Raw genomic sequence first — 25,004 nt, 5'->3', positions numbered from 1 at the left:
CTTATTCATTTCTAACATCCACTTCATTAAAAGATCTCGATCAATTAATACAACCATATTAGAGGTTGCCAGACCATTTACACCTTCCTTCTGGGTTTATTGATTAATTAAGTTATTCAAGACTATAGTGCTGCAAGTACCTCCTCGGTCGTGTGCATTCGACTCATAAGTGGAAAGATAAACTTACATGGAAATTCATGAGCTTCTATAAATGGTGCAGTCATGGCATCTGTTACAAAAATTTGATTATAGTTGTGTTGATATGCTTCACGAGCAGTAGTATCAACCCCAACATGGGTGGAGATTCCACCTAACACAATGGTTTCTATTCCACGTCTACGAAGTTGCAAGTCAAGGTCAGTACCATAGAAAGCTCCGAAATGACGTTTTGTTACGATATGGTCTGTAGGTTGCACATTCAGTTCGGGAGGAAATTCAGCCCAATCTTCAGACAGTTTAGGAGGCAATTGCATTTCCGCGTCAGGATGCAACTCATCTTTTCCGTCTAAAAAATCGACATGTGCAAATGTGACAAATGCACTCGCCCGACGAAAGGCATCTGCGAGTTGTGCCGCATTGTTGACAACTGTGGAAGTATCGTGAGGTTCACCTTTTAAACCAATAATTCCTTTCTGTAGGTCAATAAGGACTAATGCTGTTTTTTCTACTTTAATTTTTTTCATAAATTACACTTCTTTCCTAAAATTTAATATTGATTTTCCAACTTATTGATTGTATTAATTTCTAAAGCTATGATTCAAACACCTATATAAAGGAATCCATTGATTTTTTTCCACTTACCACTCCCACATAAAACTTCTTACTATTACTTTTTATTTCCCCTTATTATTGGCAATTATGCTTTTCTTATTTCACTCCTGCTTACCTGATTCGTTAGCTCCATAACAAAAATGGATCGCCGCAACGATTCCTCTTGAGTTCAAGCACCCTTTACTTTAAGTACAATACTTTACAATCCTTTTTACACCTCAATAAACTCAATCCCTTAAATGTGTTGTCCATGCAAAAAGACGCCTTCTTATTCAAGAAAGCGCCCGATTGCTGAATAAAACTAAACTTGATATCTCTTCATCAAATCTACAAACGTATCGACGAATGATTGTAAGAATTGAACAGTTCCTTCATTCTTAACTTTGCCGTTTTCATCCAATAAAGCTGCCGCGTTACTAATATAAGCTTCTGGTTGTTGAACCACTGGCATATTTAAGCATACAAGTGATTGACGTAAATGGTGGTTTGCACCAAACCCACCTAAATTACCAGGTGATTGACTAATAATAGCTGCTGGTTTACCACTCCATACACTCGCTCCATAAGGACGTGAACCTATATCTAGTGCATTACTTAATACAGCTGGCACAGAACGGTTATATTCAGGTGTTACAAATAAAAAAGCATCAAATTGCTTTGTTTTGTTACGAAATGCCGTATATTCTGTTAGGACATTATTTTCACTATCATCATCCTGATTATAGAATGGGAGATTCCCGATTTCGATAAATTCTGTTTCATATCCTTCGGGGAAGAAAGCTGCAACATTCGATGCGATTTTTTTAGAAAAAGATTCTTTTCGTAAGCTACCAACTAAAATACCGATTTTTGTCATTTAATATCATCCTTTCTCTCAATGTTATTATTACTAATAATCACCACTTTTAAAAGTACGCACTTTAAAGTGGTATAGTATACAAAAGGATACTAAAGGAGTAATTAGGATGAATATAGAACCAGAATTATGTCGTGTAGAAGATGCTTTAGGCATATTAGTCGGGAAATGGAAACCAATTATCTTATTGCATTTATTGAAGAACGGTACTCAAAGGTTCAGTGAATTAAAACGAAGAATGCCTGGAATCACGCAAAAAATGCTGACTAATCAATTACGTGAGTTAGAAAACGAGGATATTATTCAGCGTGTTGTCTATCCACAGGTTCCTCCTAAAGTGGAATATTCGATTACTGAATACGGCAGGAGCTTGGAACCAATCTTACACGCAATGCATGAATGGGGAACAAAGCATACATTGCATAGAAGACAAATAATGAACGAAAGAGCGAGTAAATAAAAAACTGCCTTTATTGGTAGCTTTTTTTAATTAAATATCCAGTTTTTTTTAAAGGTGTTGCTCAATTAAAAGCCCCTGATTGTTGAACACAAGTTAAACATCGATCTTCAACTGCAACTTTAACTTAAATTCTTCACTATACTTAGCCATAAAAAACACCCCAAGAATTAGATTTCACTCTAACTTTTGGGGTGCAGTACAACTCCGCTGCCTTTTTACTATTGCACCCTTTACTTAAAGTACATTCCTTCACAAAGTCAAAAAAGACCTCCATAGTGACGATCTCGTTGTTGTGTTAAAGCACCCGATGATCGAATAGGATTTGGACTAAAATACCTTCCTCATGTCTTCATTTCCTCAATATTTTAATGATTACCGTTTTGCTCTGTTCCCCTTTCATGGGGATATGTATATCGTTCATACATCATTGTTTAGTTTTTTTAACGGTTTTCTTATGAAGTGTTGGAGTAGATTCCAACACTTCACTAGTCTGCTCAAACTATTCTACATAGTTTGGTGCCTGTCCCCAAGTTTAAATTATTCAAATTTTATATTTTAAGGCATTTCACATACTGATTTTTAACAAATCACTTTGATTGATTCTTTTTTCTAGTAAAGGTAAAGTAAGAAATACAGCATAGGAGGAATTAGGATGAAAAATTATAAATTAAACAATGACGTTGAAATTCCAATTGTTGGTAGTGGTACGAATACTTACGGTAAAGAGGAAAACCAATTCTCAGGTGCCTTAAGAGGAGACACTCAAGAGATCGACTGGGCAATTGAAAATGGCTACCGTCATTTTGACTCTGCTCAAATTTATAACAATGAAGAAGTTGTCGGAAAAGGTTTAAAAAAATCCTCTCTACCACGTGAAGATTTCTTTATCACTACGAAGCTAAATACTTATGAAGGTTTCGGTGGTGCAGACTGGGCACATGATGAAATTGAAAAAAGTTTAGAGAAATTACAAACTGACTATGTTGATTTATTCCTAATCCATTTCCCATGGGACAATCATGATGAAATTTTGGAAGCTTGGAATATTTTAGAAGACTACTATAACCGCGGTGTGTTTCGAACAATTGGTGTTTCGAACTTTGAAAAAGAACATCTTGATTTAATTCTTGAAAATGGAAAAATTAAACCAGTTGTTAACCAGATTGAATCTCACGTTGGAAAATGGAATGAAGAATTAATTGCTTATAATAAAGGTAATGATATCGCAACTGAAGCATGGTCACCATTAGGCGGTATCGATGAAAATGCTAAGCAGGTTCTAGAAGAAATTGGTAACCAGTACGGAAAGACATACGCACAAGTTGTATTACGTTACCAAATTGAACGTGATGTTATCGTCATTCCTAAGTCTCATAATAAAGATCGTCAAGCACAAAGTTTAGATATTTTTGACTTTGATCTAACAGCAAGCGATCGTGAACGTATTGCTGCCCTTTAATTAAAGACAGATTTTAGCGTTTCATTTTGGAAGATTCTTCTAAAATGAAACGTTTTTTTATTTATTGAGTTAATTTCATAATTTTTATCCTTACTGACTTAAGGCTTTGATTTGAAATAAATTCCAAAAACCCAACCAAGGGTTATTTGTATTAATCGCAAAATCATTCCTCCCACATAAACCAATTGACCTGAATAGTATTAAGACGAATGCAATTTATCCTATGGGCTTCGTTTGTTGTGCAATCGCACCCTTTAGAAAACAACCTACCTATTCAATATCATTTATCTGGTTTCCTTCCTCATCTATTTGGAAACTCCATCCTTTATTTTCAACAATTTCAATAAATGCATTCAAAAACTCATCGTTCTTTATATTGTCACCGTTGTTTGTATAAATGCAACCCTCTATTTTAACTCTAATTGGTCGCTTCAATTCAATTCCCTCCAACAACAACTATAAATAACTTTATTTTAGCATTTTCTTGTTCCACTAACCGTTAGCACAAGAAGAAAGCCGCCAAAAATGGCAGCTTGATCTTAACCTCAAGCTACCCGTTTGTTTAAGTAGATTTCTTCACAAACTTGTCCTTTCTCATTGTTCTTTTATTAAAATGCTGCCTGTATACATCAAGCACAAAAAAAGCCGCTAATAGGACCTTTACTAATTAACTTTTTAGAAAACAAACTGTGATTTTACAATGACACAGTTTGTTTTCTTGATATTATGGTCTTATATATTTGTATTCCAATTCATCATTAGCCTGATTATATTCCACATATAAATCATGACCATTAAAAAACCATAAGTCTGAATCTTCAATAAAAAAAGTAATATCATCTGAAACTGTATGCACAGCAACTTCTTTCAAATCATTATCTATTGTAAAGGCAAGTGCAAAACTTTCTTGTACAGGGCTGGACCCATATGCTTGAGGATAAAACTTAACAGCACTCCCCTCTTCTAAACCTACTTCCTCTTTAAACCAGCGTAATGCCCTTTCATTAACCTCTATTTTCATCAATAATAACTCCTGTATAATTTATTTTCTGTAACTACTATTTTTCAATTTATAGTTGCTTTCGTGAATTTCCTTTTTTAAATTTTTAAAAAACAAAAAAATACCTTAGCATTCAATTTATCTTGTTCCATTTGATTTATAAGTGAGTTCAGGTCAGGGAACTTTATTTCCTCTCTCAAATAATGTACAAAAGAGACAGAAACTTTTTTTCCATATAAATCCCCATTAAAATCAATTAAATGAGCCTCAATTAAATAATCCTTGCCATCTACTGTGGGACGATAACCTGCACTAATAATGGCTTTCTGTATTTCATTTCCACCGTCTTTATGGTGTATTTCAGCAGCCCCAATGTAGACCCCAGGCTTAGGAGAAACATAAGATTCTGTTACATCCAAATTAATTGTGGGAAAACCAAGTGTTCTGCCTAAGGCTTGACCATGTATAACTTTACCGCTAATTAAATAAGGTCTTCCCAGCAGGGCTAGTACAGCTTCCATTTTGCCATCCTTATCAAGGAAATGTATCTCGCTGCTGCTTATTTCCCCTTCATCTTTCTTATGAAAGGATGCTGATGTAGCTTGAATTACTTCCATTTATTCCACTTCCTTTTAAGGTTAAAAAGTAGAAATCAATAGAACAAGAAGCCAATAGGCACTTCATTCTATTGATGAAAAAAATAAATAAGGTAAATCCTAAAGGATACTTTTTAAAAATCGTATTGAGCCTCTTTTTCTTTTCGGATGTTTGTATATGTTTCTGTTAACATAACAGTGTCCTCAACTAATCGATCTAACCTAAAGAGAACATCATCGTTTACTATTTCCTTACGATGAAAATCCTGTTCTTCAATAAACACATACGTTTGAACGATTTGGGCTTTCATATATGCCAAGATCGGCTTTAACTGCTGCTCAACAATTAAGAAATGTTTTGAGGTGCCAGCCGTCACAAGCATACTGACAACTTTATCACGAAACGCATTTACAGGTAGCAAATCAAAAATATTCTTTAAAGTGCCTGGAATAGAAGCCTGGAAAACAGGAGTACCAATGATTATGGCATCCGCTTCCATAATGGTCTTTGTAACATATCCTGTATCGCCTTCATATTCCATATAATTTCGACCATCACTGAATTGAACCTTATATTCGGCTAAATCAATTAAAGTCACTTCTGCATCTGGATACTTTTCAGCTATCGCTTTAAAAGTGTATTCCATTGCTGTCCGTGTTTTTGAACCTACAATTGAACCTGAGATACCAACAATTTTCATATTTAAAATCTCCTTATTTTGCTGTGTATTTTTTTATGGCTGGTAAAATTTCAGTCGCAATGAGTTCAATATTTTTTGCCCATAATTCGAATGGCAACCCACCAAAATCCATTTGAGCAATATACCGTTGATGACCAAACAGCTCATGCTGATAAAGTATTTTTTCAATCACCTGTTGTGGACTTCCCACCATTAAAGCATCACGTGGGTCAGCAGACTGTGCAAATTGGCGTTTAGGATAACTATGCCCATTAATCAGTTCCAACCCAATATTAATATGAGGATAGGAATCCTTCATCGCTTGCTGTGAAGTCTCTGCTGTATAGAAAAATCCTGCTGTTGCAATTGGAAGTGTCGCTGGGTCAAAACCACTTCGCTTAGCAGCCTCGCGGTATGCATCGACAGAAACTTTAAAGTTAGCTGATGGACCACCCAGGGTAGCAAGGAACATCGGAACACCTGCAATCCCAGCCTTGATCGCACTTCCAGGAGATCCTCCAACTGCTCGCCAAATTGGGAGCGACCCATTTTTCGGACGTGGAATGACCTTCGCATCTATTAATGGAGAACGGAATTGCCCACTCCAGTTCACAACCTCTTCCTCATTAATTTTCAATAACAGCTCAAATTTCTCCTCAAACAACTCCTCATAATCCCGAAGATTGTAGCCGAGTAAATCAAATAGCCCTACCCTTGAAGCACGTCCAGCTATAATTTCCGTGCGTCCATTTGAAATCAAATCGATTGTAGAAAAATCTTCATATACCCGTACTGGATCGCATGTACTGATAATTGTGGAAGAACTTCCTATTTTGATTTTTTCGGTTGCCTGAGCAATCGCAGACAAAACAACCGAATGTGCTTGAGTTGTAAAATAATCTTGATGACTTTCGCCTACACTAAAAAAGTCTATACCTGCTTGTTCTGCCAGCTTTGCGGCTTCAATGATTTCCTGAATTCGCTGCTGTGCTGAAATCCTCTTTCTTGTATGAGGGTTCGGGATATGATCTCCCAATGTATAAATTCCAAATTCTATTCCTTTACTTGGATCAATTCTGTATTTTTCCATTTATGTCACTACCTTTTCTTTTTTATGCTCGTTTAATTTTTTATGGCTTTTCGAACTGCTGGAGCGACTTCAGTAGCGAACAACTCGATTACTTCCCTTACTTTTTTAAAAGGCATGTTCCCATGGTCGATCTGAACTATAAATCGGTTATGTCGATACAGTTCATGCTGGTAGAGTATTTTCTCAATGATTTGTTGTGGGCTTCCCACCATTATGGCATTTTTGATGCTGGTTGCTTCAGCATAACGGTCCATTGGAAAAGGGATGCCCCTTGCCCTCGTGAATGTATGATTAAGATAAGGAAAGTAGTCCTTTAATGCTTTTTTGGAATCCTTATCCAGATACATCATCGTCGCCACAGCAATTGGCAGTTTTTTTGGATCAAATCCTGATTCAGTTGCAGCACGCCGATATGCGTCAACTCTTTTTTCAAATACACTTGATGCTCCGTAAAGTGCTGCTATGTGCATTGGTACACCCAATTTTCCAGCTTGAATGGCACTTGAGTGGTGCTCACCAACTGCACGCCATATAGGGAGTTTCCCATTTAAGGGTTTTGGGAAGATTTCAGCATTCCGTAAAGGAGAGCGGAATCTTCCCTCCCAAGAAATTGGCTGTTTAGTATTTAACTTAAGCAATAGGTCAAATTTCTCTTCAAATAATTCATCATAGTCATTCAGGTTATATCCGAATAAATCATAGGCTCCATATCGAGACCCCCTGCCTGCCACTATTTCTGCTCTTCCATCAGATAATAGATCCAGAGTGGAAAAGTTCTCATAAACACGGACAGGATCGGATGTGCTTAATACAGTGGAAGCACTGATTAATTTAATTTTTTTCGTAACACCAGCAATTGTTCCAAGAATAGTTGGAGTGGATGAAGCAATGAAATATTTTTGGTGACTTTCGCCAACGCCAAATACATCTAAGCCCGCTTCTTCTGCAAGTTTTGCCATGGAAATCATGTCTTTCATTCGCTGGTGCTCGCTCATTTGTTGGGCAGTTGATTGAGCCGAAAAGAGGTCTCCCAATGTGTATAGTCCTAGTTCCATTCCATTGGTTCGTTCAATCCGATAAGTTTCCAAAAAGCCTGCCTCCCTTCCAAAAAGTCTTGACAATTTTTGTTTACAAGGTCATTATAAACCCTAACAAGATTTAATGTTAGTACGCACATTAAAGTGGTATAGTATACAAAAGGATACTATTGGAGGTGTTATAGGTGGAAAAAGTGCCAGAACTATGTAAGGTAGAAGATGCGTTAGGTATATTAGTTGGAAAGTGGAAACCTCTTATTTTATTGCATTTATTGAAGAACGGCACTCAAAGATTTAGTGAACTAAAAAGAAGTGTTCCTGGAATTACACAAAAAATGCTAACCAATCAATTACGGGAATTAGAAGATGAGGATATTATTAAGCGTTACGTATATCCACAGGTCCCTCCAAAAGTAGAATATTCCATTACTGACTACGGAAGGACCTTGGAACCGATTTTAGAGGCAATGCATGAGTGGGGAACAAAGCACACGCTGCATAAAATGGAAAAAATAAACAAAAAAACTGAAAAACTTTAGAAGGCTGTCTTTCTTAAAGAGAGCCTTTTAAACGTTAAATTCCGCTTATCAGATATCGATAATACCTTGTTGAACTCCCCGTTACTTCAATAAGGAAAAAAGCTATACCAATGGTTTAAAAATGATTTTTAACAGCGGAAGTTAAGTTACTTAAATATTCAAGAATATAACAGTTAACAATTTGCCCATTCACTTTAAAGTGTTAAATTATCACCATGTTAATAGACAATCTTTCTTTTAGTGTTACTCCTTAGCCAAAGAAGCACAAATTACATATAGTGGTTTGCGCTTTTTGTTTTTATAGAAACCATAAGACCTACTTACCATAATGCCTCTTTGCGGAACCCAACCAAAAAGAACCCTTGTAGCTGAGCCCTCTGAATAGACATTATTGAGCTGTTAAGCATTCAAGATGGAAATAAAACATTTTTATTGTGGAATAATGGAAAATATATGATGAATTTTGAAAGGGGATACATAATTTTGAACACAAAATATCTAGATTTGCTTGCCCAAAAGTATGATAGCGAAGAAAAAGTGGTAACTGAAATTATTAATCTTGAGGCCACCCTTAATCTCCCCAAGGGGACGGAACATTTTGTCAGTGATTTACATGGGGAGTATCAAGCCTTTCAACATGTGTTAAGAAATGGTTCAGGGAATGTAAAGGAGAAAATCAAAGACCTTTTTAAAAATGTGTTATCTGAGAAAGAAATTAATGAATTTGCTACATTAGTTTATTATCCTAAAGAAAAATTATCGTTGATTAAGGCTAACTGCAGAAATAAACAAGAACTCTATCAATGGTATATAGAAATCATTGATCATATGATTCATCTAATTTCGTATGCTTCCTCTAAATATACACGCTCTAAATTACGTAAAGCATTGCCCGACCAGTTTGTTTATATTATTGAAGAACTGCTATACAAAACCGATGAATTCACAAATAAGGAACAGTATTATGCAAAAATTGTTCAGAAAATAATTTCTTTAAATCAGGCTGATAAGCTCATTATAGGCCTTGCTTATACGACGCAGAGATTGGTTGTGGACCATCTGCATGTAGTGGGGGATATTTATGATCGTGGACCTGAACCTGATAAAATTATGGATACTCTAATCAATTATCATTCCGTTGATATTCAGTGGGGAAATCATGATGTACTATGGTTAGGTGCATTTGCTGGTTCAAAGGTGTGTCTTGCTAATATTATTCGTATTTGTGCTAGATATAACAATTTGGATATTATTGAAGATGTATATGGCATCAATCTTATACCTCTACTTAATCTTGCGGAGAAATACTATGATGACAATCCAGTCTTTAGACCAAAAGTAAGTTCAGATGAAAACCTATCTGATCATGAACGATCACAGATTACGAAAATTCATCAAGCCATTGCCATGATTCAGTTCAAACTTGAAATGCCGATCATCAAAAGACGACCTTACTTTAATATGTCGGAAAGACTGTTGCTTGAGAAAATTGATTATGACAAAAACGAAATAACGATACATGGGAAGACGTATCCATTAGAAAATAGCTGCTTTGCAACGGTTAATCCCTTGCAACCGGATCAATTATTAGAGGAAGAAGAGCAGGTGATGGAAGGGTTATTACTTGCTGTGCAGCACTCGGAAAAGCTAGCTAGACACATGAACTTTCTTATGAAGAAAGGAAGCCTTTATTTAAAATATAACGGGAACTTATTAATACATGGCTGCATTCCTTTAGATAAAGAAGGAAATATGGAAAAAATGGTGATTGAAGATAAAACCTATGCAGGCCGTAATTTACTTGATGTTTTTGAAGAATATCTGCGCCATGCTTTTGCACATCCAGAAGAGATAGATGATCTGGCAACAGATATGGTCTGGTATTTATGGACAGGAGAATATTCATCACTCTTTGGGAAAAAAGCAATGACAACTTTCGAGAGGTATTTCATTAAAAATAAGGAAACCCATAAAGAGAAGAAGAACCCATATTATCATTTACGTGAAAATGAGGAAATTTGCCGTAAAATCCTAGCTGAATTTAATCTTAATCCTGATCACGGTCATATTATAAATGGTCATACACCCGTTAAGGAAATTGAAGGAGAAAATCCAATCAAAGCAAATGGAAAGATGATAGTTATTGACGGTGGTTTTTCAAAAGCGTATCAATCCAAAACAGGTATAGCTGGATACACGTTATTATATAATTCTTGCGGTATGCTACTAGTTGCTCATAAACATTTTAATTCAAAAGAAAATATCCTCTTAAACGGAACAGATGTGTTATCAGTAAAAAGAGTGGTGGATAAAGAACTGGAGAGAAAAAAGATTCTGGAAACGAATGTTGGAGAGAAATTATTACAGGAAATCTCTATTTTGAATGATCTGAGGAAATATCGCTACAGCTAAAGTGTGGAAGCCTTGGGCTACCAATAAAAGCGACCGTTTACGGAAGATCAAGATAATTATTATGAATGCATCCTTTAGCTTGTTGAAATAACACACTCGTTGAATAAAAAATCAACTTTTTATAAATTTGAATAAATTTGAATCAATAAAAGTGATAGAAGGCTGTTTGAATGAAAAATAAAGTATATCTTGGAGTATATAATATTAGTTTTTGTCTAGGATGTATGTTGTAGTTTATAAATGAACAGGAGTGATTTTTATGGAAAAGACTAAATGGAATGTAGATACTGCACATAGTAGTGTTGATTTTTCTATCAGACATATGATGGTATCAAAAGTTAGAGGTACTTTTCATAATTTCGAAGCATCAATAGAAGCTGACCTTGATGACTTAACCACGGCGTCAATTGAATTTTCAGTGGATGTTAACAGTGTAGATACTCGTAACGAAGAACGTGATAATCACTTACGTTCAGCGGACTTCTTTGATGTAGAAAACAATCCTAAAATGACGTTTAAATCAACAAAAATTATTAAGAAGAGTCCCGGTGAATACGAGATAACTGGAGACTTAACCATTCGTGGGACAACTAATCCTGAAACGTTTAGTTTAACCTATGAAGGAAGTGGGAAAGATCCTTGGGGGAATGTAAAGGCTGGTTTTGAAGCTCACGGTTCCATTAGTAGAAGTGAGTATGGTTTGAAGTGGAATGCAGCATTAGAAACCGGTGGAGTATTAGTGGCTGATCAGGTTCAAATTACACTTGAAGTACAAGCAGCCAAAGGCGCTTAAATATCTTTCTCTAACTTAATTATTAATAATGTATAAAAAAACATACCAAGTGGTATGTTTTTTTATGGCTTACCTCTTCAAGTAAATATAACCTCTCCTTCTCCAACCTGCCACGTTAGCTTAAATATTATTATTCACAATCTTCTCCATAAACTTAGCATAAATATCCAATTTCCTCACAAAGAGTTTTTCCATATAATGGTCCGATTGTTGAATAAAAATAAATGACCATTCTTCTACTATATTGCCCGTAAGCTTAAGAAAGGTGCAATATTAATACACACTAAATATATCATCATCTACTTCACCTGTTTCATAATCAAAAACCATTCTATATTCGCCTATCACTGAATCATCGTACTCAAAATTGAGTCTTATAACTACGTGAATAAAGTCCTCATCTGGATAGTTTGTAATTGTAAAAGAAACTGTATTAATATAAATGGAAAGTTTTTCAGATTTAAAGCCTTCCTTAAAGGTTTCTTCATATTCCTCAGGGTACTCTTCCTTCCAATTATTAAAAGTTTCCCAAAACCCTTCAATAGTTTTCGCTCTAAATCTTTCTCTAGTATCCATTTTTAAAAGTCCTTTACATTTATAAAATTGGACATAAAATCCTCCTATAATGGCATAATCCATTGATTTCTTAATTGAATTGTTTAATTCCTTCTTTAAGTAACCTGACCGTGACTTCAATAAGAAAGCCGCAAAAAAAGGCAGCTATGTCTTCAACTATTGTACGTGTTACTTTAAGTGTAATTGTTCACATACTTGGCTGCATACAATTTTTTATACATTCATATATTTATATCAATGTATATGGGGAATCAATCTGAACGAAGTAATAAACAAGTTGGGGGTATAAAATTGAATAACAAGGAAAAGGATTCTTAAAGGAAATTACAGACTTTTTCGAACGAGAAAGCCCATGCATGGCGTTAGCCCGTCTTTAGACATGGGATGATAGTAAGGTCAAATGCGGGGTACCACTAGAAATTGCAAGGTTTGTGTACTTCAAGCATTAGAAAATTTCACTATCTTTATTTCCTTATAATGGTTGTATCAGTTTTTAAAAACTGATACAATTAAGGCGCTAGCGAATGTATGTTCTTATTCTGTGTTCGCTGCTGAAATTGTATCATGTACAAACGATTAAGCAATACATTGAAAATCAGAAAAAGCGTAACTAAAAGGGAGGTGAAACCTATGGCAAGAAAGTCTACACCATCCTATATAATTGAATTTCCGCTAAACATCCCTGATTGGCAAAAACACCGTTTAGAAAAGAGATTTAAGATTGCCCGTGCAGTCTACAATTCTTGCCTGGGTGAAGCTCTTAAACGTCATAAACGTGTGAAAGCCGATAAGGAATATCGCGGGTTACTGAAAGAATCCAAGACCAACGATAGAGATAAAAGACTTTCGGATATACGGTTAGCTTATAGTTTTTCTGAATATGGTTTGCACGATTTTGTGAAAGCTGTTCAACATAAATTCAAAGAAAACATCGGCAGCTTTGAAGCACAAAAACTTGCAACAAGAGCCTTTAAAGCGGTAGAAAAGCTGCATTTTGGCAAGGCACGAAAAGTACACTTCAAAAAGCTCGATGATACTATCTCTGTTGAAAACAAATCAAACAAGACGGGATTAAGATATGCGGAGGGAAATATTCTTTGGGGCAACAAACCAACAAAGAAACGTCCAAACCCAAAGAATTGGGTGTGTATGCCGATTTCCCCGAAAGCCAATGATGAATATGCCCACCTAGGCTTAATGGATAAGACAAAATATGTACGGATCTTAAAACGAGAAGTACGTGGAAAGGTTCGTTATTTTGTACAACTTATTCAAGAAGGTTATCCACCAACAAAACGTAATCGTAAATCTGCAAATGATGAAACCAAACGTGTAGGGATCGACATAGGTTCCTCTACCATCGCAGTTTGTAGCGAAACTTCTGTTGAACTTCGTGAACTCGCACCAGAGTGTAATGTAGATCACTCAAAAGTAAGACGTATTCAGCGAGCAATGGATCGTTCTAAGCGAACGACGAATAACGACAATTTCAAAAAAGATGGCACGATTAAGAAAGGCCGCTTGCAATGGAACTACTCCAACCAATACAAAAAACTTCGTACGATACGAAAAGAACTGTATCGGAAAATCGCTGTCCAGCGAAAAATATCGCATGAGAAACTAGCGAACGATATTCTTGCATTAGGTTCGGATGTGCGAGTAGAAACGATGAGGTTTCAATCGCTTCAAAAGCGAACAAAGAAAACAACCCACAACAAGAAGAATGGGAAGATCAACCTCAAGAAACGGTTTGGGAAATCAATCGCAAACCATGCCCCAGCCATGCTCCTCACAATCATTGACCGAAAACTTGGCTATCAAGGACGATCCATCAAGAAAATAGATACCTATGCTACAAAAGCAAGCCAGTTTAAACATATCACGGGCGAATACACCAAGAAACAGCTTTCGGGACGATGGAATGATTTTGGAACATTTCGTATCCAGCGTGATTTATATAGCGCTTTTTTGATAGGAAACACCACTGAAACGCTAAACTCCGTTGATGTAGACTTATGCAGCGCCGGGTGGAATAACTTCGTTAAATTACATAATCATGAAATAGAACGTTTAAAACAATCGCCAAGCAAAACATTGCGTTGGTTTGTCGCATAAACACAAACCTGATTGGTCGTGACAACGCCCAAAAGAAGTCGGAACGATAAACACATAAGGAGTCCAAAAGGGCTTGCTTGGAGAAGTGTCTTGCATACGCAATACGTCCGTTAATGTTCTGGGAGAACGTACACCAGTGCTCCGATAGAAACTCTATCCGCAAGGAAAGATAAGGGTATCGTTGAGAAGTGTACTAGGCAGCAAGTTTGCCTCTATACCTTAGAACCCCACTGCTTTAGCTGTGGGAGTTGTCAGTCTTTCTTTTAATTTCGGTGATTCATTAAACTTATTAGCTCTAATTGCAGGTTTCTTTGTCATTAAAAGTATTTCTAAACAATACAAAATAAATAAGAAATTACTAAAAGAAAATAAAAGAAAATAAAAGAAAAGTTTGACCTCTTAGGGAACAGAAAAACCAGGAGTGTGCTTGAACAATAAAGTAGACCTTACTTCACAGTAGCAAGGTCTCTATTTAAGGATTTCTAGAAAAATATCAAAAGAAATCCAAAAATGCTGATTTTAGCGCTGGAACCATTTTTTCAAAAAGTTCAATCTCTGTCTTGGAACCTTTCAAGTATCCCATATCATAAAGCTCCATTGGTCGTTTGTAACCGAATAGAATCGTTGAGAGAGAATTGATGTTTAATTGAATCCCTTTTTTCGGAGGGTGAACACATTGAGCTCCGGTTTTTTCTTTATATACCTTGATTTCTCCCTTTCCGAGTAAATAGCTCCCATTATTCCAGGGTGCATGTACATCTTCAAGATGCAGGAATAGGGACTCACTGTCCTGAATGAACGGAAATCTCCGCAAACACTCTTCAGCATTTACGACCCTTGCCATAAAATAAGGATATAACTCTGTTTTCACCTTTGGCTGCGGCATTAAATATGGTAAAGGATCATGAATGGGGAGGCTAATTGTCACGGTCTCCACCATGGAATCATGCTGGCAGATGAAATTCCAAAGTCCGACTCTTCCTTCGTGGTCAAGAGCAACGAGCTCCTCCACCGTCATTTTTCTTTCCTTTACCTCGTAGAGAATATAGCCCTTGGCCTCTTGATTGGGATTGTAATAAACAGCTAGCTGCGAATCTCCACTATAAACATTTTGTTTCCACCAATTTGTATCGCGTTTGAGCATTCCTGTATATTGAGTGCAAAATTGGTCGTAAATCTTTTCGATCTCTTCATTATGAGTCTCTTTTGTATATCTTCTGATAAATCCTAGCTGCATTTTGTGGAACTTAAGGTCGATTTTTTTAATCGTTAACTTTTTCTGTTCGCTTAATATTTCCCATCCATATTTCCTATAGAAAGAGATATCAAATGGATGTAATAAAGATACAATCTGCCCATTATTTTGCATGTGTTTTAACGAATCAATCATGAGTGTTTTTACATAACCATTTCGTCTATATTCCGGGTAGGTAGCAACTCCTGCGATTCCCCCCATTTCCCAGTCAGCATCCTTCATGAAAACTTTTAGCGGAGTCATGTGCAGTTTGGCCACCAGCATGTTGTCATCCCAGATTCCTAAAATCTTGTGGTTTTTCAAGAATTCTTTTCTAGCTGGTTTGTCAGCTTCAGGAACCTTATATTGAAACGCATACTCTGACAGTTTGATTGCTTCTATGTATTCATTTTCCGTCACTTCTCTAACTAACATTGATCCCCATCCCCTTCTCTTTTCCATCTAGATATCTAGACTAGACATGAGCTTTAACATAGCCTTGATTATGAAAAATCCCCAGCACGTTTTAACGCCTGATGAATATGTGCTAAATGATGATTACCATGCCAAGCATAAATACCAATGTTTTTTTCAAGTGAGACAGCACCTGACTCAGGATGAATGAAAGTTCTCTTTAATTGTTCATCTGTTAATGTTTCCAGTAAACAGGTCCAACGTTTATGAAGCGATTCAAGCAGCGTTAAGGAGACCATAATCGGCATTGTTGAATCGACCAGCTCTGCCCATTTGTCTTCTTGATAAGGCTTAATCGTCGGTTGATCTTCAGTTAAGGCTAATTTAAATCGAATATAAGAATTCATATGACTATCGACAAGATGATGAACAAGCTGACGAATAGTCCAACTATTTTCACGATATGTATAGGACAATGCCTTGTCCTCTAAGTTTCCAACAGATTCTTTTAGTTTTTGTGGGAATGTTTTTAATTCCTCGATCCACCCTTGTACATTTTCTTTTGAAACCACTTTAGGACATAGAAACTGCCCTATTGGGTAACGCTCATTCTCCATCCGTACATCATTTCCTTTCTATCGAATGCTTAATTTGCATGTATAAGATGCAACAATACTGTTTGAAATGAACCATATCGAAATAAGAATTCAAATCATCGAAAAATAACCCGTCTACTTGGACACTTCCCAATAATTTTAGCTAAAACATTAACGTAGGTCTATGTAAGGGGATTCGCTGAATTTCTAGCCAACACACTACCAGTTTGAATGCCTAAATATTACCGGTATTGATTATGAACAGGTTTAAACAACTCTTCATTTGAATTTCTAGCCATTGAAAAATTATCCACATTATAATGACCGTGAAGGGTTTTATTATGATGAAGAATGATTTGCTCTGCCGATAAGATTTCTGAATCCGAAGTAGAATGGCCATCTCCAACCAGTGTTACATCAAAGTGATTAACAGTTGCTGTTCTAACTGCCGTATCAATACAATGTTCCGTCTTGCATCCCATAATAACAAGGTGTTCTATTGTTTGACCATGTAAATATTCATTTAATGGTGTTCCATAAAATGAATTTGTAGCAGCTTTATCAAATATGACAGCAGTAGAGGGCACATTAATATCCTTATGTATCTGAAATCCTACCCCCTCCCCATTCGAAACATCTAAATCTCTTATAAAAACAATCTGCACTCTCTCATTTATCGCTTTTTCAATTACCATATTAATATTTTGTATCAGTTTCTCTTTCTTAAATACTCCTTGTTCTTCACTATTACCTTCGACTAAATCCTGTTGAACATCAATAATCAGTAAAGCCTGTTTCATTTTATCTCTCCTTAGCTATAGCTATAAGTAAGTTTTCACGTTTAAAATATATTCGTGACTCGATTTACAAATACCTTCTTACTTTATTATTGATTTTTGCTCGGCCCCTCCCCTAAGTACTCTGCCTTCATTCATGCTTCCTAAAAACACTTTTTCAGCTATACTAATCACTTTTCACCTGCCGTAAGGTCAAGTACAAATCCACCTGGAATCGCTCTTCCGGCAGGAAACGACCCGGTTGATTGCCTATGCTTTGGTGCGGAATTTTGATTCTCATAATGGGAATCAATTTCTTCTACGGTCAGTAAGGAGTCATTTTGCCAGTTTTTCAGAATTCCCACCACATAGCTCAGCCTTTGCTTGTTATTGGCACAGGCAATATTCATCGCTTTTAAAATCACCTCTTTCGGCTGTAAAAAACTAGAATCATCTACCCAAGACAACAGTTGCTGTTTCGCATTCACGTTTGAAAATCCATTGAGGGTATTTTAGAGCGAAACATTAAAAAACGCCTTCAAAAGTGATTTTTGAAGGCGCTTTTTGTAATTTCGAGTGATTTTATAGACTATTTTTGTGAAGGTGTTTATCTTTCTTAAGTTATTTAAAAAGAATAACTCATCGGGGTTCAGGCACTATTTTTGTACATTAAATATCAGCTGCTTTCAGCATAAGTTTTCCAAATGTTATCTCAATTATAACAAAGAACTTGCCAACTAAATCAGCAAGGTTCTCTTTTCTTAAAGCCCCATATGGATGACTAAGATGCAACACACAATATAATCTGTTAAAAGTTCATTAGTCCTTTTCAATTATTGATAGGACCTCTTTAAAAACTAAAGAAGGCTGTTGGGTTAATATTTTTGAACTTATAATCCGCTCTTCTTCACCTTGCCTAATGGAAAGGGTTTGCTCCTCTTTATTCAATTGAATCTCAATATTATTATTTGAAAAAGTTTCAACCGCCGAGACAACATCAAGACTTTGTTCATTTAGCCGAATAGTAATCCTATCCGAAATCCTGCGCAACATTCTCCAGATAGTTGTTTCTTGTTTGTTTTTCATATAAAGCTCTGGCAGCTCTTTCGCATCATTCAACTGTGTTAGGGTTGTCATCATATAAGTGGCAATCCCATATTTTACAGGCTTGATTAACTGCTTTGTTGGTTGCCATGATTTGACGTGAAATCTAACGGCTCCACCCTCTGTAGAAATCTGCTCAATTTCACCATATTCTGCAATGCCATTTCGATTACCAACATCAACAGTAGTATATAGAGCCACATATTTCGCTTCCTGCCATCCTTTATTCAAATGATCAACAGGTATTCGAAAATACCTACTTTGGATAAACGCATTGTAGTCTTCTACATTTGAAACAGTCCCTACTAGCACCTTTTCAACTAAGCTTGACTCCCACTCTTCTTTAATTCCACGTGGTAAAATACCTTCTCGCTGAATTTCTTCAGGACTTTTTTCAATTAATCGCTCAACGAATTGTTCCACTAAATCCGTTGCCTGTGGTAAAAATGGCAGTCCACCTATGTTGACTTGATTGATGCTCTTATAGAGCGGATGCTCCCGATACCCGTCCTGGTCCCCCCAAGGAAATAACACATAAGCTCCAAATGCAGTTCGTTCATATGGTCCATTATTCATATCACTCATGGCAACTATGGAGTCACGATAACGGTGCATCGTATTAATATCTTCTTCTAATGGACCGGGATATTGATAGCGATTCTCGTAAGAACTATCTTTTTGGGCATAATCAACTCGATATTTAGCATCAAAGACATAGTTAAAGCTATAATCCCTGCCCTTTTTGGAAATCGTCAGCATCGTATCAGGCTTTTGAGAAATAGTTGGAAGTCCACCCTCATACTTTTGATAAGTAAGGGTAATTTTTTCTTTTGTAATTGGATGTTCAAATTTTCGCTCAGCCTTTTGATTGGAATCTAAATTTACGAACAACCCTTCTCGATTCACTTTTATAATATCCTGACTAAGCATCGTATATTTGCGGCTTAAAATTTGACCAAGCTTTAAGAACGTCCAATATTCATATATTGTCGCAACGTCTTTTACCGACATTTGATAGAACCTAGATTGGAGCATTAACCCTTTAGAGACAATTATGAAAATCTGAAATGCCTCCCGATAACCTGGGGCCATTTGCAGCACTAAGCTCATTACCGAACGGTCAAGACGACCAATTTTTCTCCAGAAATGGTTCTTTCTTCGCGACTCTAAAGTTTCCTTCATCTTTGAAAGCCGCTCCATCAACTCTGAATCCGGTTCTATTTTCCATCGTTTATTTTGATTATTCAAGGTACTAATTAAATCTGCCAATTTATCGTCAAGCCGCTGCATCATCCATTTTACATAACGATTCTCCAATGTATCGTATACTAGTTCCTTCTTTGCCTTTATGCCCTCAAGCGGCATTAGCGTTCTACCATGAATCGGAATTCCATGGGTAACATCAACAAATTGACTTTTCTTCTGAAGGTACTTTTTGGTATTAGTGTCAGGTTTACTAAGCTGGTCTCCTCGCACCTTCACATACGTTGTTTCTAGTTTATGATGGGGCTGTTGCTCAATCCGATTAATGGTCTGAATAAACTGTTGAAAATGCTCGGTGATTAATCGATAAAATTCCGCTCGACTTGGGTTTCCGTCAAGTTTAATCCTTGCACCCAAATACGTTTTCCGAATAAAATGGAACGCCAAATTATAAATTTCATCATTTACTTCATTTAGTAATCTTTTATAATCGTTTTGATAATCCAATTTGGCAGGAAAAATTTCAAGCGTTACTTCTAGAAGCTTCCTTCCCTCATTGCGGATTTCAAAAGTCGAATACCCCACTTCATTTTGGAACTGGAGATTCCCCATTAAAACAGGAATCCCTGCCAATTCCACTTTTGAAATTGCCTCTCGAAACATCGGGTACTCATGATAAAATTCCAGCTGCTGATTCTGTTTTGGAACAACAATTAGCTGATATATGCCATTTTCAAAAAAGATGGGTCGAACCTTCTGCTCTACTGTTAATTCACCATGTTCAATATCATAAACCTGAACGGCCTCCACCGAGGAACCAGTAACATCAAACTCCATGACATCATGGTAATCCATCTTCCGATACTGTTTAAGACCTTCATAACGATGATGATATGGCTTCCCTTTTATGACCAAAGAGAAATCTGTGGCATCTATTTTAGCCAGCTCAACGTCATCACGAGATCCAGAAGGAAGTGAAACCATCGTCTCTTAACCTCCTAAGCATCTCTAATACCTTGGCTGCACTTTTTGGATACTTAGCGTGTTTAAGTTCTTCTTCAAAACCATCCTGATTTTCTATATATCCTCTGCCTGTGAATAATCGATAAAGTTCTGTTAATAACTGCTCTACCCGTTTATCACTACCCGAAATCCTCGGCAAGATTTTTTGGAGAATACAATGGTCAAAAGCAACTTTTTGTTCCAAAAGGTCGCTATTCTCGTTGTAATCAAGATAAAAACAGATTTCATCCCGTACACGATAACCAACATGCGCATTGATTAATTGTAACGACTCATTCATTTTTTCTAATTCAGCAGTCGCATTGTCAACCAGTTTTTTATTTGAACTGTATAAATCTTTTAAATGCAAATAGCTTGCGCGGAATTTACCGTCTGAAACAGCAATGGGTTCAACTACTTTCTTTTCTTCAAGAAAGGATAAATTGGTTAAATCCACACGGTTAAACTCTATGGTATTCGCCCGGTCCAGTACTTTTTTACTAAATGGATGGGTGGTTTCATCCATATTGACCGTTCCAATAATATAAAGATTCGGTGGTAGCTTGATGTCATGGTTCGCTGTTTCCATCGTTAATAAAGCGGATGTAACTAACTCCCCGTTCTGCCAATTCCGGCTTTCCATCACACTCAAAATATCACTGAAATAATGCTCCACTCTCGCCAAATTCATCTCATCTAGTAACACAAAATATGGGAGGTTAGAATTTTTCTCAGCTTTTTCAATTACCTTTGTAAGCGGACCAGGCTTAAAATCACCTTTAATATCAACATAACCGAGCAAATCCGAACTGTCATTCCAATCTGGCCGTACTGGAATCAGGGTAAATCGACCATTCTCTTCGGTGGCACCAACGCTTTCCGCAAACCACTGAACAATTTTGGTCTTTCCTGTTCCTGAAATTCCGGATAGAATTACAAACGGTTTTGTTTTGATTGATAGAAATAGGTTGATTACTTCTTCTTTTGTATAATAAAAACCTTTTGATCTTATGTAGGAATAGATGTGGTTAATGAGATCTTTATTTGTTACTAAAGGATCAGGATTCTCCCTTATGTTTTCTATAGTATTTCCCCCTATATATGAATACCTTTTTAATAAATCTAATGCCTCTTTATATTTTCCATTCGCTTTAGAATATTCTTCAACAAAACTATTATTTTTTAAGATTCCTTTCTTTGTTCCATCTATTTCATAGGAATGAAGAATATCCATTGCTAAAAACCCACCACCACGGGCAGGTGCATCTTTCTTTAGAATTTCTTTTTGAATTCTCCGATGACTTTTACTATCATTCAAATATGCCCAAATTACTTTAGCCCATATTTCCTCATTAAAATATTTTGTATCCACGCTCACAAAATTCTCTCCTATTTACAATTTGATTATATAAATGGTACTTACGCTAATTCCTTTGGCACTACATATTTTGATAATTTTATACCTTTGCTTACTTCTGTTGCGTATGATCGATTCAATCCTGAAATATTTATTATATCGCTCACTTTATAGTTATTTCTATGAATAATAGAAGCGTATTTTATGCCAAATAAATGAATGTTTGCCACCTGATAACCATGCGGTGCACTATTGTACATTTGTTTTAAAATTCCACCTAATTCATTTACCGTCATCATTTTTACTCCATTCTAATATATTATTTTTGAGCTCTTTATTTTCCTTCATGAAAATTCAGTTACTTTATACCTTTTGCATATTTAATTGCAAGGACGAAGATTACGATAACTAAACAAACCTTTACTACGCACTATAATATTTAATTTTTTGCATATTAGAGTGACTATTAATAATACCTCACCGAACTTTATTTGAAATAGGCATTTGAAAATCACCATAATTTTTCCATCTATCTATCATACTATCATATGAGAATAGCAACTGTATTTAGCAAATTCATGGCTAACAATAATCACTAATCCTATTCAATCAAAAAGTGGTGCCCAACCCCCAGCGGGTTAAAACTTTAACCCATCGGGGGTCAGGCACCTACATGACAGGTGAATAGAGTACGGGAACAAAAAAATTGGAGGAAAACGGAAGATTCTATGGAGGAACCCAAGGGGACGGTTTCTGGTGGTCAGACTAATCTCATTAAAAAGCCATGAGAACCCTCCCCGCTTAGTTTACTTTCGAATTACGTTTTGTAAAATAATCCTTAAATCATTAAAAGACTGACAATTATTTTCAACAACTAATTCCCATACCCTGCTTGAATTACCCAAACCAAGCTGTGGCATAAACCGTGTCCATAATTCCATCTGCTCCTTCTGGGTCAAATGGATTCTCTCCCGCAAAAGTATTTTGAGTTCACCGTAGCTTATATTTCTGGCTGCCTGATTGCTGGTTTGGTTCTTTTGTTCTAGCATTTGCTGCAATAACTGCTTTTTCCGTTCCTGCTCCTGTTCTATCTTTTCCTGCATTAATTGCTCTCTTTGCATTGCCTCTACTTGTTTTTGCTCTTCTAGAATTCTTTGCTGCTCTTGAAATTGGAAACGAAGCAGCTGAAATTTCTTGATAAATTCCTTCCGATTTTCCTCTTCCACCTTTGGCTGGCTCAACAAGATTTCTTTTTTCACCACTAAAGCATCAGCAAAAGGAATCTCATAGCCTTCATTTAATAGAAAGGCGCGGTATGGTTTTACCACCCGATCCTTTAAGAAGCGCATGACCTTCACAACAGTCCTGTCCTCATTGGAATAAATGTAATACATACTTCTTACATCTACCGTTGGTGGATCCATTGAAACAGGGTAATTGTAATACGAAAAAAAGTGCTGATCCTTGACCAGTTCTGTAAGCATGGCATCCCAATTCTTATCTTCTTCGGTTTTAGCAGAAATCGATAATTCTGTATCCCACAGTACTAAGGCATTTTTACTCATTTCAATTGATTGTTCTTCTTTTTCGATAAACCAAATCGGTTCCATCCCGTGCTCAAGGAAATATTGCTGTCTTTTGGTGATTTGATTTGCTAGTTTGCTATCCATGGAAGATGTAACACTCGTCACGATAGACAGCCCATACTCTTTTTCACCAATCTTCATCCAAATATCCGGGTACTCTTTTAGCTCCGGTTTTACTTTATAGCCATAATCAAGCTGAATCATTGAATTCATTTTTGCCTGGTTAGCCAGTTCATCATGGAGTATTGCAAGCATTGCATGATGATTCGTTGTTTCTCTAACAAGCTGTTTTCTATACCTTTTTTCTGCCTGATCAATCTTCTTGGACACTTCACAGGCTTCCGAGTGTTGATGGGAAAAATATTGTCCTCTTTCTTCACCATACTTGACAATTAATTTTTACTTTACAGTAAGGGCATTGAAAAAGACCTTTCTCCGCCAACTTCTTAAGGTTATCTATTTCTTCTCTAGTTGCTGACTCTGGGAGACTAGTAATTTCATTATCAATCACATGTAGTGCTTCTCTCAAAATTTAGTCACCTCGAAAATTCCCCTTTTTTACAAGAATCTCCTTTTAGGAAATGGAAGTCAAGTGGAAATTTTAAAAGATTTGAATCCATTGCTAGCATGGTGGAAATTTGGACATTGCTTGCCGTCCAAATGCTTAAAGTAAAAGGGTCTTCCTTCCTCTATTGTTAGATTCAGATTGACTGGTTCATCACAACATGGACAGGTGAATACATTTTCTAATCATGGAAATTTTATTGAGGACAACTTCTAATATTAATATAATAAAACTGTGATGGGATAAGCTTAATCCAGTCTGAAGGAGTAGTACATATGGGGAAAAAGAGGAATAAATCCAAACAGAAGCAAAAAAAAGAGTTCGGAAGTGCCGAATTTTACTGTTCTAAATGTGATTACAAGTTTGAAGTAGATTGGGAAACAATCTGGGCCATTCAAGAATGCACCCACGGGTATGTAGGGTATCATTTAAATGATACTTTTATCAGCTGTGAAAAATGTGGTGAAATTTGTGGTGACGAAGAAAAAATCGAAATTTCGAAGCCAGTACCAATGATTACAGATGATGAACTTCCTTTCTAAAAAGAGGCTGTGAAGGAATTTACTTAAGGTAAAAGGTGGGGTATTAATTGAGAGATATTATTTTAACATCATTGAAAAAAATTGAAGAAGACTTTCACGTTAAAATTCTTTTTGCTTGTGAATCAGGGAGCAGAGCTTGGCAGTTCCCATCAAAAGATAGTGACTATGATGTCCGATTTATTTATGTACATAAAAAGGAAGAGTATCTAGCCATCGACCCAATCGGTATTGGATCAAAACG

25 protein-coding genes are annotated in these 25,004 nt (G+C 36.3%); 8 read left to right on the top strand and 17 right to left on the bottom strand.

Features of this window, described 5'->3' with window-relative positions:
- Nucleotides 1–122: 122 nt before the first annotated feature.
- Nucleotides 123–683: an isochorismatase family protein gene (locus tag BANVL01_RS21990; RefSeq protein ID WP_066082950.1), complete on the bottom strand. Its 561-nt coding sequence runs from the start codon at nucleotides 681–683 to the stop codon at nucleotides 123–125.
- A 389-nt stretch (nucleotides 684–1,072) separates the two neighbouring features.
- Nucleotides 1,073–1,627, bottom strand: a complete 555-nt coding sequence (locus BANVL01_RS21985) for an NADPH-dependent FMN reductase (protein ID WP_066082948.1) — start codon at nucleotides 1,625–1,627, stop codon at nucleotides 1,073–1,075.
- Between the two features lie 109 nt (nucleotides 1,628–1,736).
- Here BANVL01_RS21985 and BANVL01_RS21980 point away from each other — a divergent pair, with 109 nt between their 5' ends.
- On the top strand, nucleotides 1,737–2,087 hold the full coding sequence (locus BANVL01_RS21980) for a winged helix-turn-helix transcriptional regulator (RefSeq protein ID WP_066082947.1): 351 nt from the start codon (nucleotides 1,737–1,739) through the stop codon (nucleotides 2,085–2,087).
- Between the two features lie 652 nt (nucleotides 2,088–2,739).
- The gene (locus BANVL01_RS21975; protein WP_066082946.1) at nucleotides 2,740–3,546 is read left to right on the top strand and encodes an aldo/keto reductase family protein; all 807 of its coding nucleotides are present in this window, start codon (nucleotides 2,740–2,742) and stop codon (nucleotides 3,544–3,546) included.
- A 270-nt stretch (nucleotides 3,547–3,816) separates the two neighbouring features.
- Here the strand turns inward: BANVL01_RS21975 and BANVL01_RS27900 are convergent, their stop codons facing one another.
- The 6 genes from BANVL01_RS27900 to BANVL01_RS21950 form a co-directional block, all read right to left on the bottom strand.
- The gene (locus BANVL01_RS27900; protein ID WP_169803208.1) at nucleotides 3,817–3,981 is read right to left on the bottom strand and encodes a hypothetical protein; all 165 of its coding nucleotides are present in this window, start codon (nucleotides 3,979–3,981) and stop codon (nucleotides 3,817–3,819) included.
- Nucleotides 3,982–4,270: 289 nt separating this feature from the next.
- Nucleotides 4,271–4,567: a HesB/YadR/YfhF family protein gene (locus BANVL01_RS21970; RefSeq protein ID WP_066082944.1), complete on the bottom strand. Its 297-nt coding sequence runs from the start codon at nucleotides 4,565–4,567 to the stop codon at nucleotides 4,271–4,273.
- Nucleotides 4,568–4,644: 77 nt separating this feature from the next.
- Entirely contained in the window at nucleotides 4,645–5,163 is a 519-nt protein-coding gene (locus tag BANVL01_RS21965; protein WP_066082942.1) for a riboflavin kinase, read from the bottom strand.
- A 113-nt stretch (nucleotides 5,164–5,276) separates the two neighbouring features.
- Complete coding sequence (locus tag BANVL01_RS21960) at nucleotides 5,277–5,843, bottom strand: NADPH-dependent FMN reductase (RefSeq protein ID WP_066082940.1); 567 nt, start codon at nucleotides 5,841–5,843, stop codon at nucleotides 5,277–5,279.
- Nucleotides 5,844–5,856: 13 nt separating this feature from the next.
- Nucleotides 5,857–6,912 (bottom strand): LLM class flavin-dependent oxidoreductase, encoded by a 1,056-nt coding sequence (locus BANVL01_RS21955; protein ID WP_066082938.1) that lies wholly within the window; start codon nucleotides 6,910–6,912, stop codon nucleotides 5,857–5,859.
- A gap of 32 nt (nucleotides 6,913–6,944) precedes the next feature.
- The gene (locus BANVL01_RS21950; protein ID WP_066082936.1) at nucleotides 6,945–8,000 is read right to left on the bottom strand and encodes an LLM class flavin-dependent oxidoreductase; all 1,056 of its coding nucleotides are present in this window, start codon (nucleotides 7,998–8,000) and stop codon (nucleotides 6,945–6,947) included.
- A gap of 134 nt (nucleotides 8,001–8,134) precedes the next feature.
- Here BANVL01_RS21950 and BANVL01_RS21945 point away from each other — a divergent pair, with 134 nt between their 5' ends.
- The 3 genes from BANVL01_RS21945 (at nucleotide 8,135) to BANVL01_RS21935 (ending at nucleotide 11,693) form a co-directional block, all read left to right on the top strand.
- Entirely contained in the window at nucleotides 8,135–8,488 is a 354-nt protein-coding gene (locus BANVL01_RS21945; protein ID WP_066082934.1) for a winged helix-turn-helix transcriptional regulator, read from the top strand.
- A gap of 483 nt (nucleotides 8,489–8,971) precedes the next feature.
- The gene (locus BANVL01_RS21940) at nucleotides 8,972–10,900 is read left to right on the top strand and encodes a fructose-bisphosphatase class III (protein WP_066082932.1); all 1,929 of its coding nucleotides are present in this window, start codon (nucleotides 8,972–8,974) and stop codon (nucleotides 10,898–10,900) included.
- A 259-nt stretch (nucleotides 10,901–11,159) separates the two neighbouring features.
- Complete coding sequence (locus tag BANVL01_RS21935) at nucleotides 11,160–11,693, top strand: YceI family protein (protein WP_066082930.1); 534 nt, start codon at nucleotides 11,160–11,162, stop codon at nucleotides 11,691–11,693.
- 273 nt (nucleotides 11,694–11,966) lie between these two features.
- Here the strand turns inward: BANVL01_RS21935 and BANVL01_RS21930 are convergent, their stop codons facing one another.
- Complete coding sequence (locus BANVL01_RS21930; RefSeq protein WP_066082928.1) at nucleotides 11,967–12,332, bottom strand: hypothetical protein; 366 nt, start codon at nucleotides 12,330–12,332, stop codon at nucleotides 11,967–11,969.
- Nucleotides 12,333–12,899: 567 nt separating this feature from the next.
- On the opposite strand from BANVL01_RS21930, the gene BANVL01_RS21925 reads away from it, so the two are divergent.
- Nucleotides 12,900–14,384 (top strand): hypothetical protein, encoded by a 1,485-nt coding sequence (locus BANVL01_RS21925; protein ID WP_066082926.1) that lies wholly within the window; start codon nucleotides 12,900–12,902, stop codon nucleotides 14,382–14,384.
- A 493-nt stretch (nucleotides 14,385–14,877) separates the two neighbouring features.
- On the opposite strand, the gene BANVL01_RS21920 is transcribed toward BANVL01_RS21925, so the two are convergent.
- The 8 genes from BANVL01_RS21920 to BANVL01_RS21885 all read right to left on the bottom strand — a co-directional run bounded on the left by BANVL01_RS21920 (nucleotide 14,878) and on the right by BANVL01_RS21885 (nucleotide 23,986).
- Nucleotides 14,878–16,053 carry a GNAT family N-acetyltransferase gene (locus BANVL01_RS21920; protein WP_066082924.1) on the bottom strand — a complete coding sequence of 392 codons (1,176 nt, stop codon included), beginning with the start codon at nucleotides 16,051–16,053 and terminating at the stop codon, nucleotides 14,878–14,880.
- Between the two features lie 68 nt (nucleotides 16,054–16,121).
- Entirely contained in the window at nucleotides 16,122–16,649 is a 528-nt protein-coding gene (locus BANVL01_RS21915) for a YfiT family bacillithiol transferase (RefSeq protein ID WP_066082923.1), read from the bottom strand.
- A 221-nt stretch (nucleotides 16,650–16,870) separates the two neighbouring features.
- Nucleotides 16,871–17,428: an isochorismatase family protein gene (locus BANVL01_RS21910; protein WP_066082921.1), complete on the bottom strand. Its 558-nt coding sequence runs from the start codon at nucleotides 17,426–17,428 to the stop codon at nucleotides 16,871–16,873.
- Between the two features lie 167 nt (nucleotides 17,429–17,595).
- Nucleotides 17,596–17,892, bottom strand: coding sequence for a DnaD domain-containing protein (locus tag BANVL01_RS21905; RefSeq protein ID WP_066082919.1), 297 nt, complete (start codon nucleotides 17,890–17,892; stop codon nucleotides 17,596–17,598).
- A gap of 331 nt (nucleotides 17,893–18,223) precedes the next feature.
- On the bottom strand, nucleotides 18,224–20,695 hold the full coding sequence (locus BANVL01_RS21900) for a restriction endonuclease-like protein (RefSeq protein WP_066082917.1): 2,472 nt from the start codon (nucleotides 20,693–20,695) through the stop codon (nucleotides 18,224–18,226).
- Nucleotides 20,667–22,091, bottom strand: coding sequence for an McrB family protein (locus BANVL01_RS21895; RefSeq protein WP_066082915.1), 1,425 nt, complete (start codon nucleotides 22,089–22,091; stop codon nucleotides 20,667–20,669). Before BANVL01_RS21895 ends, BANVL01_RS21900 begins: the two co-directional genes overlap by 29 nt.
- Nucleotides 22,092–22,132: 41 nt before the next feature.
- Nucleotides 22,133–22,366, bottom strand: a complete 234-nt coding sequence (locus tag BANVL01_RS21890; RefSeq protein WP_066082912.1) for an HTH-like domain-containing protein — start codon at nucleotides 22,364–22,366, stop codon at nucleotides 22,133–22,135.
- 510 nt (nucleotides 22,367–22,876) lie between these two features.
- Nucleotides 22,877–23,986 carry a competence protein CoiA-like family gene (locus BANVL01_RS21885; protein WP_235845702.1) on the bottom strand — a complete coding sequence of 370 codons (1,110 nt, stop codon included), beginning with the start codon at nucleotides 23,984–23,986 and terminating at the stop codon, nucleotides 22,877–22,879.
- A gap of 510 nt (nucleotides 23,987–24,496) precedes the next feature.
- Here BANVL01_RS21885 and BANVL01_RS21880 point away from each other — a divergent pair.
- Together BANVL01_RS21880 and BANVL01_RS21875 are read left to right on the top strand one after the other, a co-directional pair.
- Nucleotides 24,497–24,763 (top strand): hypothetical protein, encoded by a 267-nt coding sequence (locus tag BANVL01_RS21880; RefSeq protein WP_066082910.1) that lies wholly within the window; start codon nucleotides 24,497–24,499, stop codon nucleotides 24,761–24,763.
- A 47-nt stretch (nucleotides 24,764–24,810) separates the two neighbouring features.
- A partial coding sequence (locus BANVL01_RS21875) for a DNA polymerase beta superfamily protein (protein ID WP_174524283.1) occupies nucleotides 24,811–25,004 on the top strand: 194 nt, incomplete at its 3' end.

It is taken from the genome of Neobacillus novalis NBRC 102450, assembly GCF_001591805.1.
GTDB classification, from domain to species: Bacteria; Bacillota; Bacilli; order Bacillales; family Cytobacillaceae; genus Neobacillus; species Neobacillus novalis.
The sequence above is the reverse complement of the archived record's forward strand: the minus strand, read 5'-3'. Positions and strand labels throughout refer to the sequence as shown.

Excerpts from the sequence above, each read along its gene's own strand:
- BANVL01_RS21990 (WP_066082950.1), bottom strand. The coding sequence starts at position 683 with ATGAAAAAAATTAAAGTAGAAAAAACAGCATTAGTCCTTATTGACCTA.
- BANVL01_RS21985 (WP_066082948.1), bottom strand. The coding sequence starts at position 1,627 with ATGACAAAAATCGGTATTTTAGTTGGTAGCTTACGAAAAGAATCTTTT.
- BANVL01_RS21980 (WP_066082947.1), top strand. The coding sequence starts at position 1,737 with ATGAATATAGAACCAGAATTATGTCGTGTAGAAGATGCTTTAGGCATA.
- BANVL01_RS21975 (WP_066082946.1), top strand. The coding sequence starts at position 2,740 with ATGAAAAATTATAAATTAAACAATGACGTTGAAATTCCAATTGTTGGT.
- BANVL01_RS21970 (WP_066082944.1), bottom strand. The coding sequence starts at position 4,567 with ATGAAAATAGAGGTTAATGAAAGGGCATTACGCTGGTTTAAAGAGGAA.
- BANVL01_RS21965 (WP_066082942.1), bottom strand. The coding sequence starts at position 5,163 with ATGGAAGTAATTCAAGCTACATCAGCATCCTTTCATAAGAAAGATGAA.
- BANVL01_RS21960 (WP_066082940.1), bottom strand. The coding sequence starts at position 5,843 with ATGAAAATTGTTGGTATCTCAGGTTCAATTGTAGGTTCAAAAACACGG.
- BANVL01_RS21955 (WP_066082938.1), bottom strand. The coding sequence starts at position 6,912 with ATGGAAAAATACAGAATTGATCCAAGTAAAGGAATAGAATTTGGAATT.
- BANVL01_RS21935 (WP_066082930.1), top strand. The coding sequence starts at position 11,160 with ATGGAAAAGACTAAATGGAATGTAGATACTGCACATAGTAGTGTTGAT.
- BANVL01_RS21930 (WP_066082928.1), bottom strand. The coding sequence starts at position 12,332 with ATGGATTATGCCATTATAGGAGGATTTTATGTCCAATTTTATAAATGT.
- BANVL01_RS21925 (WP_066082926.1), top strand. The coding sequence starts at position 12,900 with ATGGCAAGAAAGTCTACACCATCCTATATAATTGAATTTCCGCTAAAC.
- BANVL01_RS21920 (WP_066082924.1), bottom strand. The coding sequence starts at position 16,053 with ATGTTAGTTAGAGAAGTGACGGAAAATGAATACATAGAAGCAATCAAA.
- BANVL01_RS21915 (WP_066082923.1), bottom strand. The coding sequence starts at position 16,649 with ATGGAGAATGAGCGTTACCCAATAGGGCAGTTTCTATGTCCTAAAGTG.
- BANVL01_RS21910 (WP_066082921.1), bottom strand. The coding sequence starts at position 17,428 with ATGAAACAGGCTTTACTGATTATTGATGTTCAACAGGATTTAGTCGAA.
- BANVL01_RS21900 (WP_066082917.1), bottom strand. The coding sequence starts at position 20,695 with ATGGTTTCACTTCCTTCTGGATCTCGTGATGACGTTGAGCTGGCTAAA.
- BANVL01_RS21890 (WP_066082912.1), bottom strand. The coding sequence starts at position 22,366 with ATGACGGTAAATGAATTAGGTGGAATTTTAAAACAAATGTACAATAGT.
- BANVL01_RS21880 (WP_066082910.1), top strand. The coding sequence starts at position 24,497 with ATGGGGAAAAAGAGGAATAAATCCAAACAGAAGCAAAAAAAAGAGTTC.